This is a genomic window from Pseudomonas sp. YeP6b (genome assembly GCF_025642995.1).
GTDB lineage: Bacteria > Pseudomonadota > Gammaproteobacteria > Pseudomonadales > Pseudomonadaceae > Aquipseudomonas.
In genome coordinates this window covers 2,871,010-2,887,137 of the sequence record NZ_CP080090.1, presented here as the reverse complement: position 1 = coordinate 2,887,137, position 16,128 = coordinate 2,871,010, and the positions used below count along the sequence as shown (strand labels likewise).

Sequence of the window (16,128 nt, the reverse complement as noted above, 5' to 3'; positions counted from 1 at the left end):
ATTCGACTTGCTCGCGAATACGGTGGGTCAGTTACAAATGAGCTGACTGACCCACCGCTTTCGCGAGCAAGCCCGCTCCCACATTGGGATCTCATTACATTCAGGTAGATGTGGTGTTGCTGTGCTTTTGCTTCAACCACTCAGGTCGGCTACTAGGCCGCCGTGCTCTTGCTTTTGATCTTGATCTGAGGCGCCCCGTTAACCACGCTGGCCGCACGCAGGCTTGAATCCGTGGGTAACCCGGCAGGACGCCGGGTTAGCCGCGATGGGCCAAGGATGGCCCATGGCGGCGGCCCACGGATTCAAGCCTGCGTGCGGGCACACCGAGCCTAAGCGAGGTGCCGAGTGGTGGGGCGAAGACTTTTTGGTTACTTTTGTGTCTTTACAAAAGTGACCCGCTGTAAGAGCGGAACCCTAAGCCGCCGTTACCGCAGCAACGGATATGTACTCAATCTACCTAAAGACGCCCCAGCCCGAAGCCCACCACAAAACCACGTTCACTTGTCACAGGCTTAGCATAGATACCTATGCTCAGATAAAGGAAGCGAGCAAGCCCGCGTCCAATAGTGCTGCCAGACTCACTGCTGCCGTGTCGACGGACCTGGCTGTGGCGACAGAGGCCTTGACGGTGGCGTAACAACAGGAGCCACCCCTAACGCCAACGCCTCCCTGCGAGACAACTCCAGTAGCAGCCGCGCCTTCGTGCGGCCTCGGTCAACCTCGCGCTGAGTCAACGCCTCGTCGTAGCGCGTCTGGCTGTCGGTATCCCGCACCCTGTCAGCATGCTCCTCCTCCAATGCGTCAGAGCGCATGGCATCGTCGCTATCAAACGCTTGGAACTCATCGGGGTAGCGTTCTTCCAGGTATCTGACCCAATACTCACGCGCAATCAGGCTCTCATAAAACGCATCGGACGCTTCCGCCAGGAGCACCTGATTACGCGCATTAGCCAAAACCTCTCCACTGATCGGCACCGCATGCATCATATGGGTGGGCTGCCCCGGCAGTTCCAGCCCGTCGGGCCAACCGCGGGTCATGGCGATCCGATACTGCAGGTGCACCTCCGCCCAGTCTTGCCCTACGGCATTGCGTTCAGCCAACGTATTGACCTGGTCCAGCCGGAACAATCGGCGGGAAAGGTCGAACAAACTCTGCCCTCTAAGCCTCAGGTCGTGCGCCGGAACCTCACGCAGAACATCCGCTTCGAACACCACCACCTCCATTGAACTGAACGTGAGGATACGCCCGTCGCCACAGGTACCATGGGTTTGCGCGGCGGTGAATATCGCACCTCGCAGTTGCTCGCTGCTGGCGGCAGCGTCGATCACCGCCCATACCCGCCGGGTAAGATCTGCGCCGACAAACCGATACTCGTGGGTATCGCGAAGGCGCTCAAGCAAATGGAAGAACCGCTCATGCTCCGGTTCCTGGGCCAGTTGCTGCCACAACAGGCGTCGGGAGGCGACCCCATCAGCAGGTGAGTGCGCCAGCCAAGGTGTCAGCGCCGCCTCGTCCGTAACCCCCTGTGGGTCAGGAATGGGTTCCAGGGGCTCGTAGTCATCATCGTCATCGTCATCGTCATCGTCACCATTCGAATCAGAGCCGTCGCCCCCTCTCTCAAACCCGTCAATCCACCTGTCAATCTCCTCCCTGCTCCAGCCCATCACCGGTCCCCTCTGATGCCGATCGCTGTAGCGCCTCATCTGCTCAAGACTGTCGAGGGAAAGCGATTCGTTTTCGGAAATATCCGTGCCGCTCACCAACGCATCGTGACTGCCATCAAGCAATTCATCCGGGAGAGTCGTGAGGTCGTTGCCGCTCAGGTTCAACGTGCGCAGGTTCGCAGCGTCCAATGCAGCGTCGGGCCACTGCGTAATGCCGTTGTAACTGAGGTCCAGGGCCTCAAGCCGGCTGAAGGTTTGGGTACTGAACACCCTCAGGTTGTTTTTGCTCAGATTCAACCGGCGCAAGCGTTCGCCACCCAATTGGCGATACAGAAGCACAGGGTCGGTGAGGGCATTCACCGCCAGGTCCAGTTCTTCAAGCTGGGCCATGCGCCCCACGGCCTCGGGAACGGCCGCCAGTTGGTTACCACTCAACACCAGCTTGCGCAGTGCGGGGAAGCCGTTGAGGAAGCCCTCGGCGCCCGACGTCGAGCACTGCACGCCGGTTAAATCCAGTGTGTGTACACGGTCAAACTGCACACTTAATTCCGGCAAAGTGTCGGCTAGTAGCCCGTGCAGGCTCAGTTCATAACCGGCTTGGGCCGACACACCGGTTTGCCAGCACTCAACGACTTTGAGTGCGACACGCCTGCGTTGCGCTAGCACCAGGTCCGGGATCGGGCCTTGCAAGTCGCGGGTATACTGCCAGCCGTTAAGCTCGCGCGTCAGGGTTTTGAGCTCCTGGTGCCGTGTGGCCAACAGGCTGTCAATTTGCGCATCACTCATCCCACCGGTACGCAATTGCTCGAACCATTGGAGGGCCTTTTGCTCGGTCACCGACGGCGCCAGTTCCTGCAAGCGACTGACAAACCCCGCAGCCCCTTCAGCCGCTTCGACTTGCAGGGGCATTAGCAACAAGTAACGTGCCATCGTCAGGCCGGTTTCTTGCGGGGGAAAGTTCGGCACACGTTGCTGTTCAAACCGAGCCAACGCGCCCTTAGGCAAGCCCTGGTCAGTCTCGACCCGCTGACGCGCCGATTCCAGCTCGACCTCACCTGTGGGGCTGAACCGATTACCCGCCACGTTGGTTTTCATCAATAACGCGTCGTCAGTCAGTACCTGGGGCGGCAAACTCGACAGCTGATTGTCGCGCAGGTCGAGCCAGGTCAAACTCGGCAGACGCTCGGCACCGGTTGGCCAGGCCTTCAATGTTGTCCCGCGCAAGTTGAGCGCCTTGAGCTGCGTCAACGCGCTGACATCCACGTTTGTGAGCGATTTGCTGTTATGGCTCAGGTCCAACTGCTCCAGGCTGCCGAGCTCATTGAGCTGCGCCTGCAGAGCCGGCATGACCAGGCTGTTATTGGAAAGGTCGAGGCGGGTCAATGCAGGAAGGTCGCCCGCGCCAATGGGTATTTCGGTCAAACCACTGCCGTTGAGCTCTAGGGTTTGCGCACCGCTGAATGCGCGGATAAACCCGCGTGTCTGCTCGGTGGACTCTCCCAGCCAACGCATGCGTAAGGTGCGTACATGGGCAAAACTTGCAGCGGGTAATGGGGGCAGTTCAACCGTGCCCACCGGCATCAGGGGGACGGTCCCTTGAAGCTGCGGCGCCGGCAACTCAAGCGTCGACGCTTGGCTGGGTATTCCATAACGCTCGCCCTGCGCGCCCCACCAATTGGTTTCAAGTGCACTGATCACGTGAGCATTTGACCCGGTGCGCCATGAGTCGGCACGAAACCTGAAGCGCAGTGCGGCAACGGCAGACGGGTCGTAGAAATTCGAAAAAAGGGCATTGTACTGGCGGCTAATGTCCTCAATCGCAGCAAACCGCTCTTCGGGGGTGTACGCGGTCGTCATTATTTTTTTATGCAGTGCACTCGCCACGCTTGAATCAGCGTTCAAAAACTTCAACTCGCCGTTGGCGTAGCTGCTGACCATCTCGTGCAGGTCAACCAGGTGCCCGTGCTCACCCTTATAGTTTTTGACGTATTCATAGGCAGGCTTGAACGTTTCACGGGGGAACCTTGACCAGTCCATCGACAGCCCCGTCCACAGCTGTTCATGCCCGCTATACAGGCCGGCAGGGAGCGTGCTGACCGCAGTGCGGCTCAAATCGAGGTGCTCCAGGCGCGGAAGGTTCTCAACATTGGCCGGCCATTGCGACAGGCCAACAGGCGCGTCGATATTCAGCCGTTTCAACTGCTGCAGCGCGGACAGGTCCAGGCTATTGAGGACTGTCGCAGAGAACCCGCGGTATTGGATATGCAACGCCTCCAGCGAAGTCAGGCTGTTGAGGGTTGAGCTAAAGTCTGGCGCCAGTTGGTCGGCCGCCGAGCTGAACTTCAGCTTTTTGAGGCCGGTCATCCGGGTCACCGCCGGGGGCACCGTCGTCAGCGCCAACCTGGGCCCCGTTTGGGTTGAACCAAACAGCGGAGGAACATCGCCAATAGACAGGCTTTCCACATTGGGAAACCGCGCCAGAAAAGCCTCCGCGCCGGCATCACTCATCTTGCGCCCGACCAGCGTCAACTTACGAATATGCTGAAAATCAACCGTCAATGGCGGCAGATGCTCATCGGCACTGACGTACAAACTCTCGGCGTCATAGACCGTTCCTACCACCGGTTCCTTGCGCCAGGCATCCTTAAGCTGATTCGCAACGTGGCTTCTAGTTTGGTACGCGTAATCGTCGGTACGCCCCTGAGCCTCGACCCACTCGTCAAGGCTCGACACCAGCGTTTGGTAGTCACGCCCACGGGTTTGCAGATGGTTGAATATGGCCTTGTCGTCCTTGCCGCTCACTCGCAACCGCTTAATGTAAGCGCTGGCTTGAGCGTCGCTCAGGCCGTAGAGATCTTGCGCCCGTGACGCTAGACCAAAGCTCAGGCCCGGCGCTCGTCCGCTGGCGTAATACCCCACCAACGTATCGTTGATCCGCGCGGGCGGCTTGAACCCTTTGCGTTTGGGCTCCAGCAATTGTGGCGTTTCATAGCGATAAAGGTCAGCACCCTCGATGATTTTTGCTTGCAATTGAGCGCTCTGACTCACCTGCGGCACACCCAACCCCCGACGCGCTTCATCGGGCAGGGCATGCATCAGCGAGGCATAAAAATTATCACCCTCTATGGGCAGGCTATTGAGTTCCTCTCCGCGGTCGTTGAACGCCTGAAAACGCGGGCCTTTTTTCACCAAGTACTTCTTGTCCCGTGCCGTGTCACTGCCGATGCTGTCCAGCAGCAGGCCGCTTTCAGTGCCTTCGCGAATTTCCAGGCGCAAGGTGTCCGGCCAACCCGGTAGCTTTTCCAGGGTATGCAGCGCCAGCCGGCGACTGTCCGTCGAGGCCATGGTTTCGCTACGCAAGCCTGCATACGCACGGGTCTGGCGACCTTCGCGCGCATACCAGCGGGCCTCCTCCAGCACCGTCAGCGGCACCCGGCGCGTTACGTTCAGACGTTTCAGATCCTGCGGTGAAGCGTGGGCCAGGGTTTCCCGCGCAGCGGCTTCGCTGAGCCCTGGGCAGGTACGCTGCAGCAACGTGACTTGGCTATCCAGCGGCTCGGTACCGGCGTAAAGGCTGTCGAAAATGGCGGCTTTGCGGGTCTGGGCAAAATCGGCGATTTGCTTGCCAAACTCCTGCGGCCTCACGTCACGCACCCGCGCGGCCTCGGCCCCCAACAGGCTGGTGGTTTCCGACTCATCCAAGGCCGCCAGAATGACCGCCGGCAATCGCCCACCCAGAACGTCGGCGCGGGTGATCTGGATCGGTGCTTTCGCGGCCGCGCCACGAGGCGCGCGCCCGGCACCGTAGCGCAACGATTCCCCGGAGAACTGCGCGCCCTTGAACACCTCAAGCGCCCGCCCCGCAGGCCAGCGCGGCATTTCGGCCACCAGCGGCAACACAAACAGATATCGCTCGTCGATCGGCTGGCTGCCGCGCAACTGCTCGATCACCTGGCCGCTGCCCGCGTCGGCCTTGAACAAGCGCAGGGCATCTTGTAGCTCAGGGGGCGGCGCTGCGAGGTCCATGTGCATTTTACGCAAGGCGCTGTCGCTGACGCCGCTGACGTCCGCCACCTTGATCAGCTCTGCATCGGAAAAGGCCTCGGTTTCATGCCCTATACGCCGTAACAGGGTCAGGCGATCCCACTGCGAGGGCTGTTCAAGGGTATGACGCCAGGCGCCTCGAGCGTTGCTTTGAAGAATCGGTTGGTACACCTCGGCATTGGTCGGGTGCTTGATCCGCCACTGCTTGATCGACTCATCAAACACCTGCTCATAAACCTGATCGCCCTGGCGAATATAGGTCTTGCCATTGAGCGTATGTTGCCCCTGCGCATTGGGGACTGCGTCGGCCTGCAGCGTGACGGCACTTTCATAACCCTTCAGGTCCGGCTTCCAGAGACGGGTTTCGCCATTGGGCAGAATGACCGGGCTGAGGTTTTCGATCACCGGCACGGCTTTGGCCGCCCTGAATCTGCTCACCGCGGCCCCCACACCCGCCATCACTGCGATCTGCGCAAGGTTTTCGGCCACATCGATCAGGTGCGCCTTGGCCGCGCGTTTGTCGCCCTCGGCCCACTCGATCGAGCCTTCCAGGGTCTCGCTCAGCAGTTGCTCAACCATCACCGCTATCATGATCTCGCCCAGCACCGGCACGAACATCGAGACCAGGTTGAGCGCCAGCATGCCGACTTCCAGCAAGTGCGCCAATTTGGCTTCTCGCGCCTTAGCGTCGACGTCAGCGGTGGGCACTGCATGGGCACGGGCATCGGCCAGGATCTTGTCGCGGTGCTTTTCGTAGAGGAAGGGCCACAGGTCGAGCAGGCCGGAAAAGGTGCCAGTACCGCGATACGGCATCATGCTGCCAGGTTGAATATAAGGGTCGTCTACCGGTTCCATTTTCGCGGGTTTTTCGGGCGGCAGCTCTTTGATTTGGGTCAGCGCCGACGTGCCGAGCACGCTCTGCACGAACGTTCGCCAAGGCGAGATCAACGGGCTGCTCGGAGAGTCGGCGGACTTTTGCGTGAATTGGCTGAAGTAGTAAGGCCGCTGATCGTAGGGCACGAACTGGCTGAAAAACCGCTGATAGGCCGTTGGCGCGGGGTCGTGCGCCGACATCCCCTCGCGTGCGGTGAACAGGCGCTTGAACTCATCGCGCAGGTGTTGCTTGGTGTAGCGTTTGAGTGGATGGGCCGGGTCATGCGGGATGTAGAGAATCAACTCGTCGCTGTACTTGTCACCAATTGCAAAATACACGCAGCCCGTCAGTCTTTTTTTCATCAGGCTCAGGTCGAGCAGCCACACCCGTTTGCTGCCGATCGTGGGATAAAGATTGCCGTTGACCACCGACACAATCATCGCGTGGTCCGCAGCTTCGATGTCCCCGGTTATCAAGGCGTAGTCAGCGGCAGCCTTCAGGGTCGCTTTCTGGCTGGCGATAAAGTGTTGGCGAAGAGGCGGTTCAGGGCTTGCGTCGACCGGTGCAAAGAACGCCTTCAGATAGGTCTGATACTGCGCCCCGATATCGAGGCGGCGGCACACGGTCATGAACTGGCTGACCGTCACGTTGACGGTCGTCGATTCATAGGTGCCGGCTGTCGTCGTTTCCAGCACAAAACCGGAGGTCTCGTGGTAAGCACTCGGCTTGCACTCCCAGGCTTCAAAGTTATGCAAGGCCGCTTGCAGCATCGATAACTTGAGAAGCTCGAACGACGATATTTCCACTTCGGCCACACTGATCGCCAGCGGGCGCCGCAGGCAAAGGAAGGTCTTGTCGACATCGACTTCCACTTGGTACTGGTCTTTCAACGCCTTGAGCAGCAACGGCCGGGCGAATGCATCGACGTCCAGGAACGTCGCCATGCTTGTGTCCAGTTGCACCTGAGCGATAGCGCTGGCCTTAAGGCTCGCATTGAGGGCCTTGCGTCGCTCGGGCGAGGCGTTTTTGTATCCGCTCGGCAGGACCGGCGCGGCGCGTTTAAGCGCCGAGCGGCGAGCGGGCGTCGCGTCGACCAGCCATTGAGGCACGGCTTTTTCGAGAAAATCGCCGTGAACACTTCGGGTCGCCGCCAGCGGTTCGCCAGCGTCGGAACGGGGGGGTAAATCGGACATGCTGTGACTCCTGTTAAATGGAGTGACAGCACATCACCGTTCAACGCCAGACCGGTGGTGCATAGATACAGGGCGTCTATGCTCTGTAGGACAGTCATCCTGACGAGGGTTTTATGGACGATCCACTCGACAACAAGCCGCCCACCTTCTGGCAAATGCTGCACAGCGTGATGGCGGCGGCTTTTGGCGTGCAGAGCGGGAAAAATCGCGCACGCGACTTCACTCATGGCAAGCCCAGCCATTTCGTGGTGCTGGGCATTCTGTTCACGGCAGTGTTTGCGCTGATGCTGTTCGGCATCGTCAAGCTGGTGCTGCACCTGGCCGGGGTTTAGCGCAGCAGCAGTTGCAGGCTGAACGGGTAACGGTAGGACGCGGGCTTGCCTTGGGCGGAGAGCGCACGAAAATCCACCGGCGGCGCTGGCCCCAGCAACCGTTGCGCCTGGCTGGCATCAATCAGTTGGAACAGCGCCTCCTGCCGATCCCGCCCACCGTAGGCGCTGATGTCGACGCCCTTGGCATCATCATTAATCAGCACCATCGCCCAGCCGCCCAAGGTGAAATGCCCGGCGACCAGCGTGGTCAACCGCCCATCCAGGTAGGCCCGCAATATGCCCGGCGAACTGTTGACCGCGCTGAATAGCGCGTCCTTGCCCGGTACTCGCCCGCTGTCTTGCAGCGCCTGCATAGCGCCCAGGGCCATCTCATCATTGGCCGACCACACCAACGCCGTCTGTGGGTAGCGCTTGAACAACTGCGAGGCTTGTTCAAAGGCGCGCTGGCGGCTCCACTCCCCGTAAACCAACTGGCGCAGGCGCACTTGCGGATGCTCGGCCAAGGCGCGGCGCAAACCCAGTTCACGGCGTTGCGCGGCCGGGGTGTTCTTGGCGCCGGAAAACGCCAGCAGGTCAAGGGATTCACCCGGTGCAACCGGCCCGTGTTGGCGCAGCAGGTCGGTGAGCATCAGGTAACCGGCCTGCTCGTCGTCGGCCACCAGGCTGCACACCCAGTTGGCGTCGCTGCGGGCATCGAGCAATTGCACTTGGTCGGGGGTCAACGCGTTATTCACGATCAGCAACTTGACCCCACTGCCCTGGGCCATGCGCAAAATCTGCGGGGCGACGTATTGCTCATTCACCAGCACCAGGTAATCGGGGCGCTCACTGCCTTGCAGCGCTTCGCGGGCCTGGGCCAGGGTGTTCTGGGCGTCGCGCTCGGAATAACGCACGCGCAAATCCAGGCCGAGGTCCTTGGCAGCGGCCTGCATGAATTGCGCGTAGCTGACCCAGAAGGTCTCGGTGGATGTGCCCGGGTTGAGAAATACCACTGACGTCGCATGGGCCATCGCCCCGTACGCCGATCCCACTAACCACACACACGCAATCAGAACCTTCAACATGATTGTTTGAGCCTTAAGCATTAACCCACAGGATAATGGCAATGCGACATTGAATCGAGGCTCAATCAAGCGGTTTACTGGTGGCTGACCCAGAATACGGCTGTGCCCACCACCAGGATTATCAAGAACAGAATGGCCCAGGCATCAACGGTACTGTCGGGTTTACGGGCTTTAGTCGAATTGCTCATCGCATCGCCTCTTGTCGGTTTTATAGGTGATTGCACTAAGACTCGACGACAGTAAAGATCATGATTGCCCGCATGACAAATGTGGGTATCGCGATAACCCTTCTCATTAGTCATTTTGGTTATGTGCATATACTCAAACATCACTTTTGCGCATAAACGCAAACTGGTATCGTGCGCCGGCTCCGTTGGGAGTGCGCGGCCGTGCGCGCAGATTTGCCGAGAACAGGACCTATATGTACGTATACGACGAATACGATCAGCGCATCATCGAGGACCGCGTCAAGCAGTTCCGTGATCAGACCCGACGCTACCTGGCTGGTGAGCTGAGCGAAGAAGAGTTCCGCCCTCTGCGCCTGCAAAATGGCCTTTATGTTCAGCGCTTTGCGCCGATGCTGCGGGTTGCCGTGCCCTATGGCCAACTGACTTCGCGCCAGACGCGCATGATGGCCAAGATTGCCCGCGACTTCGACAAAGGCTACGCCCACATCAGTACCCGCCAGAACGTACAGTTCAACTGGCCGGCACTGGAAGACGTGCCGGACATCCTGGCTGAGTTGGCGACCGTGCAGATGCACGCCATTCAGACCAGTGGTAACTGCCTGCGCAACGTGACCACCGACCAATTTGCCGGGGTTGCCGCCGACGAATTGATCGACCCGCGCCCCTGGTGTGAAATCGTCCGTCAATGGACCACCTTCCACCCTGAATTCGCCTACTTGCCACGTAAGTTCAAGATCGCCATCAATGGCTCGACCTCGGACCGCGCGGCGATCGAAGTGCACGATATCGGCCTGGAGCCGGTGCACAACGCGGCCGGCGAGCTGGGCTTCCGTGTGCTGGTCGGTGGCGGCCTTGGTCGTACGCCGGTGGTTGGCGCATTCATCAACCAATTCCTGCCCTGGCAGGACCTGTTGAGCTACCTCGACGCCATCCTGCGGGTCTACAACCGCTACGGCCGTCGCGACAACAAATACAAGGCCCGGATCAAGATCCTGGTCAAAGCGCTGACGCCTGAGGTATTTGCCCAGAAAGTCGACGCTGAAATGGAACACCTGCGCGGCGGCCAGACCACCCTGACCGAAGCCGAAGTACACCGTGTGGCCAAGCACTTCGTCGACCCGCAATACAAAGCCCTGAGCAATCAGGATGCTGAGTTGGCAGCCCTCGACCAGCAGCACCCAGGTTTCGCCCGCTGGCGTACCCGCAACACCCTGGCGCACAAAAAACCAGGCTATGTGGCCGTGACCCTGTCGCTCAAACCCACGGGTGTAGCACCGGGCGATATCACCGACAAGCAGCTGGACGGCGTGGCCGACCTGGCCGAGCGCTACAGTTTCGGCCAACTGCGTACCTCCCACGAGCAGAACATCATCCTCGCGGACGTTGAGCAGAGCCAACTGTTCACGCTGTGGGGCGAGCTGCGCGAAGGCGGTTTCGCCACGCCGAACATCGGCCTGCTGACCGACATCATCTGCTGCCCAGGTGGCGACTTCTGCTCCCTGGCCAACGCCAAATCGATCCCGATTGCCGAATCGATCCAGCGCCGTTTCGACGACCTGGACTACCTGTTCGACATCGGCGAGCTGGACCTGAACATCTCCGGTTGCATGAACGCCTGTGGTCACCACCACGTCGGCCACATCGGCATCCTGGGCGTGGACAAGAAAGGCGAAGAATTCTACCAAGTGTCCCTGGGTGGCAGCGCCAGCCGCGATGCGAGCCTGGGCAAGATCCTCGGCCCGTCCTTCGCCCAGGAAGCCATGCCCGAGGTGATCGGCAAGCTGATCGATGTGTACATCGAACAGCGCACCGAAGATGAGCGTTTCATCGACACCTACCAGCGCATCGGCATCGACCTGTTCAAGGAGCGCGTCTATGCAGCGAATCATTAAGAACAACGAAGTCCTCGATGAAACCTGGCACCTGCTGCCCAAGGACGCGAGCTTCGACGGCATTTCCAACTGCGACGACCTGATCGTGCCGTTGGCCCTGTGGCGCGAACACGGCCATGCGCTCAAGGCCCGCGACGGCGGCCTGGGTGTGTGGCTAGACGCCGATGAAGAAGCCGAAGAAATCGGTGATGACGTGCAGCACTTCCAAGTCATCGCCCTGAACTTCCCGGCCTTCACCGACGGTCGCAACTACTCCAACGCGCGCCTGCTGCGTGACCGTTACGGTTACAAGGGCGAGCTGCGCGCGATTGGCGACGTGCTGCGCGACCAACTGTTCTACCTGCGCCGCTGCGGGTTCGATGCCTTCGCCTTGCGCGCTGACAAAGACCCGTACGAAGCCCTGGAAAGCCTCAAGGACTTCTCGGTGACGTACCAGGCGGCCACGGATGAACCGTTGCCGCTGTTCCGCCGCCGCTAAGCGTCAGCCTATAAAAAAGCCCTGGCATGCCAGGGCTTTTTTATGCGTGATCGTTCCCGCGCTCTGCGTGGGAATGCCGCTTGGGACGCTCCGCGTCCGGCTGGAGAGTGACGGTATGCATTCCCACGCAGAGCGTGGGAACGATCATACGATCATGCGTTGAGTTTGATCGACGCCAGCACCTGCTTCTGGCCCATGGAACACGGCAGATCTTGCGGCTGCGCACGCACTGCCTCGATCACCCCCAGCAATTGCGCCTTGCTGTGCGCCAACTGCGCCTGCATCACTTCGATCTGCTGCGCCTTGCGCTCCAACGCCTCGATCAGCTCATCGCGCTTGTGCTCGCCCGGCGCCGGCATCAACGCCTTGAGCTCCTGCAAGGTAAACCCGGCCTGCTGCGCACTCTGAATCAGTTGCAGCGTTTGCAACGCCTGCGGTGCATACCGCCGATAGCCATTGGCCTGGCGCCCCACCTGGCTGATCAGCCCTTGAGCTTCATAAAAGCGAATGCGTGATGCCGCCAGCCCACTTTGTTTTGCCAGCTCGCCAATATTCATCGCCACGCCCCGCTTGACATTAAAGTTAACTTTAAGCTTAGCCTGAGGCCTCCCCCGCTCAGGAGTCAACCCATGTCACCTTTTGAAGCTCTGCAACTGCCTAACGGCCAAGTCCTCGCCAACCGCATCGCCAAGGCGGCGATGGAAGAGAACATGGCCGACGCCCGTCAAGCGCCGTCGCGCGAATTGAAGCAGCTGTACCAGGCCTGGGCCGAGGGTGAGCCTGGCTTGCTGCTGACCGGCAACGTGATGATCGACCGCCGCGCCATGACCGGCCCCGGCGGCGTTGTGCTTGAGGACGAGCAGCAGTTGGACAGCTTCCGTGAGTGGGCCGATGTCGCGCGAGCCAAGCACGTGCACTTTTGGCTGCAACTCAGCCACCCGGGGCGCCAGACGCCCGCCAACCTGCGCCAGCAAGCCTTGGCGCCCTCTGCGGTAGCCCTCGACCTGGGCGGCTTCTCGAAGATGTTCGCCAAGCCCAAAGCCATGACCGAGGCGGATATTCAAGACGTGATCGAGCGCTTCGCCACCAGCGCACGCCTGGCCGAGAAAGCCGGGTTTACCGGGGTGTAGATCCACGCTGCACACGGCTACTTGATCAGCCAGTTTCTCTCACCGCTCAGCAACCAACGCACCGACCGCTGGGGCGGTTCGCTGGAGAACCGTGCGCGCCTGCTGCTGGAGGTGATCAACGCGGTACGCGCCACTGTCAGCCCGTCGTTTTGCGTGTCGGTCAAGCTCAACTCGGCGGACTTCCAGCGCGGCGGGTTTGCAGAGGCCGATGCGCGTGCCGTGGTCGAGATGCTCAACCCGTTGCCCATCGACCTGCTGGAATTGTCCGGCGGCAGCTACGAAGCGCCGGCCATGCAGGGCGAAGCTCGGGACGGTCGCACCTTGGCGCGTGAAGCGTACTTTCTGGCATTTGCCCAGGAAGTGGCGACCCTCGCCAGCATGCCACTGATGGTCACCGGCGGCATTCGGCGCCTGCCGGTGGTGCAACACGTGCTCGACAGCGGCATCGCCATGGCCGGCATCGCCACCGCCCTGACCCTGGAGCCGCAGTTGATCAAACACTGGCGCGCAGGCCGCGACCTCAACCCGCAACTCAAACCCATCAACTGGCAGCGAAAGCCCCTGGCCGCCCTCGCCACCCTGGCCGTGGTGCGCTACCAGATGCGCCAATTGAGCCGCGGCCACCGGCCCAACGCCAAGGTGGCCCCGTGCATCGCGCTGGTCCGCGATCAGTGGTTTCTCGCCCGCCGCACCCGCCAATACCGCGCCGCCATGACGCAATCTTCACATTAAGCGCGGAGCATTCGCCGTGATCGAACTGTCCTCTACTGATCAGCAGCTTTTAACCTCACTGACGATTGGAGTTCTTCATGGCGAAAATCAACCTGGCCCAGCAATTGGCGACCACCCTTGAACAGGCGGGCATCAAGCGCATCTGGGGCCTGACCGGCGACAGCCTCAACGGCCTGACCGACGCCCTGCGCACCATGGACAGCATCGAGTGGATGCACGTGCGCCACGAAGAGGTCGCCGCGTTCGCCGCCGGTGCCGAAGCCGCCGCCACCGGCGAATTGACGGTGTGCGCCGGCAGCTGCGGGCCGGGTAACCTGCACTTGATCAATGGCCTGTTCGACTGCCATCGCAACCATGTGCCGGTGCTGGCGATTGCGGCGCAAATTCCGTCCTCGGAGATCGGCCTGAACTACTTTCAGGAAACCCATCCTCAGGAGCTGTTCAAAGAGTGCAGCCACTTTATCGAGCTGGTGACCAACCCCGAGCAGATGCCCCAGGTGCTGCACCGCGCGATGCGCTCGGCGATCCTCAACCGTGGCGTGGCGGTGGTGGTGATTCCAGGCGACGTATCGTTGCTGGAAGTGGAAGACAAACTCAAGCCTTGGCCAGCCCTGCACGCACCGCGCACCTTGCCGGCGGAACAGGACCTGCAACGCCTCACCGAGATCCTGCAGAGCAGCCAGAAAGTCACCCTGCTGTGCGGCAGTGGCTGCGCCGGTGCCCACGACCAAGTGGTAGCCCTGGCCGATGCCCTCGGCGCGCCAGTGGTGCACGCCTTGCGCGGTAAAGAGCACGTGGAATGGGACAACCCGTTTGATGTGGGCATGACCGGCCTGATCGGTTTCAGCTCGGGTTACCACGCCATGCTCAACTGCGACACGCTGATCATGCTCGGCACCGACTTCCCCTATCGCCAGTTCTACCCCACCGACGCGAAAATCATCCAGGTCGACCGCAACCCGCAGGCGCTCGGGCGCCGGGCCACGCTGGACCTGGGCATCGCAGCCGACGTCAGCGAGACCCTCGACGCGCTGCTGCCACGCCTGACCCGCAAGGCTGATCGCAGCTTCCTCGACACCTCGTTGAAGCATTACGAGAAAGCCCGCCAAGGCCTGGACGACTTGGCGCAGCCGTCGAAACCCGACCGGCCGATCCACCCGCAATACGTCGCGCGGTTGCTCAGCGAATTGGCGGATGACGATGCCATCTTCACTGCCGACGTCGGCTCACCCACCGTGTGGGCTGCGCGCTATTTAAAGATGAATGGCAAACGCCGCCTGATCGGCTCGTTCAACCACGGCTCGATGGCCAATGCCATGCCGCAGGCCATTGGCGCCCAGGCAGCCTTTCCTGGGCGACAGGTGATTTCGATGTCCGGCGACGGTGGCTTCGCCATGTTAATGGGCGACTTCATCTCGTTGGCGCAATTGAAACTGCCAGTCAAAGTCATCGTGTTCGATAACTCGTCACTGGGTTTCGTCGCCATGGAAATGAAAGCCGCCGGTTACCTGGACACCGGTACCGAGCTGAAAAACCCGGATTTCGCTGCCATGTCCAACGCCATGGGCATCCTCGGCATTCGCGTGGAGCAGTCCGAAGACCTCGAACCGGCCTTACGCCGTGCCCTCGCCCATGACGGCCCGGTGCTGGTCGACGTGGTCACAGCCACTCAGGAACTGGTGATGCCGCCGACAATCAAGCTCGAACAGGCCAAGGGGTTCAGCCTGTATATGCTCAAGGCGGTGATGAGCGGGCGCGGCGATGAAGTGATCGAACTGGCGCGCACCAACTGGTTGCGCTGAGTTTTAGTAACGGCGAACAGCCCCGTAGCGGACTACCGACTGGGTGACCACCTCAGCCAGGCGCGGGTCCGTCTGCGGCGCGCTGAACAGGCGAAACTCGGCATCGGGCAACACGGGTAAGCCGTGCTCGGCGCCGAGTACCGTCAAGCCAGGCCCCACTTGGCTGCGCGCCATCGGGGCAACGGCAAAACCGGCCAACGCTGCGGCCTGCAGTGCGGCGTAACGGGTGTAGTGCATCGCGGTGCGCTGGGCAAGACGGGTCAGCGCCGCCTCGCGGTAAGGACAGGGCTCGGGAAACAATGCCAAGGACAAGGGCGTCGGTAACGTCAGCAGCGGTTGCGCAGACCAGGCATCGACTATTTTTGGAGTGGAGGTTGATCAGGCTTCTCGTCGGGAGTCTGCTACGCGGGCGTGGGTGTTGGCGGATCGTTTGGCGTGAGGGGTGGGCTAGGATTGGGTGCATATCCGTTATTTGGGTGATGGCTGATATGGGTTCCGCTCTTACAGCGGGTCACTTTGGAAAAAAGAGCCCCAAAAGTAACCAAAGGGCTCTTGCCCCACCACTCGGCACCTCGCTTAGGCTCGGTGTGCCCTCACTCCGGCTTTGGGCGGGGCCGCCGCCATGGGCCATCCTTGGCCCATCGCGGCTAAACCGGCGTCCTGCCGGTTTACCCCCGCTCCAAAGCCTGCGTTCGGCCAGCGTGGTTTTACGGGGCGCCTAAGATCAAGATCAAA

7 protein-coding genes and 2 pseudogenes are annotated in these 16,128 nt (G+C 60.8%); 5 read left to right on the top strand and 4 right to left on the bottom strand.

The features are described 5' to 3' along the window. Positions 1 to 578: 578 nt before the first annotated feature. Complete coding sequence (locus KZH41_RS13085) at positions 579 to 7,775, bottom strand: NEL-type E3 ubiquitin ligase domain-containing protein (protein WP_263274942.1); 7,197 nt, start codon at positions 7,773 to 7,775, stop codon at positions 579 to 581. A 113-nt stretch (positions 7,776 to 7,888) separates the two neighbouring features. On the opposite strand from KZH41_RS13085, the gene KZH41_RS13080 reads away from it, so the two are divergent. Further along, complete coding sequence (locus tag KZH41_RS13080; protein WP_094953380.1) at positions 7,889 to 8,107, top strand: DUF2970 domain-containing protein; 219 nt, start codon at positions 7,889 to 7,891, stop codon at positions 8,105 to 8,107. Here the strand turns inward: KZH41_RS13080 and KZH41_RS13075 are convergent. After that, positions 8,104 to 9,171 (bottom strand): ABC transporter substrate-binding protein, encoded by a 1,068-nt coding sequence (locus KZH41_RS13075; RefSeq protein ID WP_242155712.1) that lies wholly within the window; start codon positions 9,169 to 9,171, stop codon positions 8,104 to 8,106. The two genes, KZH41_RS13080 and KZH41_RS13075, sit on opposite strands and share 4 nt — an antisense overlap. A 421-nt stretch (positions 9,172 to 9,592) precedes the next feature. Between KZH41_RS13075 and KZH41_RS13070 the strand changes: the two genes are divergently transcribed. Then, positions 9,593 to 11,251, top strand: a complete 1,659-nt coding sequence (locus tag KZH41_RS13070) for a nitrite/sulfite reductase (protein ID WP_242155711.1) — start codon at positions 9,593 to 9,595, stop codon at positions 11,249 to 11,251. Next, on the top strand, positions 11,235 to 11,729 hold the full coding sequence (locus KZH41_RS13065) for a DUF934 domain-containing protein (protein ID WP_017136920.1): 495 nt from the start codon (positions 11,235 to 11,237) through the stop codon (positions 11,727 to 11,729). Before KZH41_RS13070 ends, KZH41_RS13065 begins: the two co-directional genes overlap by 17 nt. A 152-nt stretch (positions 11,730 to 11,881) precedes the next feature. Here KZH41_RS13065 and KZH41_RS13060 read toward each other — a convergent pair whose 3' ends face one another. Beyond that, entirely contained in the window at positions 11,882 to 12,286 is a 405-nt protein-coding gene (locus tag KZH41_RS13060; protein ID WP_094953387.1) for a MerR family transcriptional regulator, read from the bottom strand. A gap of 72 nt (positions 12,287 to 12,358) precedes the next feature. Here KZH41_RS13060 and KZH41_RS13055 point away from each other — a divergent pair. Next, positions 12,359 to 13,591 (top strand): annotated as a pseudogene (locus tag KZH41_RS13055) (NADH:flavin oxidoreductase/NADH oxidase family protein). 77 nt (positions 13,592 to 13,668) lie between these two features. Continuing rightward, a complete protein-coding gene (gene poxB / locus KZH41_RS13050; protein ID WP_094953390.1) occupies positions 13,669 to 15,393 on the top strand; it encodes a ubiquinone-dependent pyruvate dehydrogenase in 1,725 nt (574 codons plus the stop codon). Between the two features lie 3 nt (positions 15,394 to 15,396). Here poxB and KZH41_RS13045 read toward each other — a convergent pair. Further along, positions 15,397 to 15,753, bottom strand: a pseudogene (locus KZH41_RS13045) (LysR family transcriptional regulator); the annotation flags it as partial. Positions 15,754 to 16,128 lie beyond the last annotated feature (375 nt).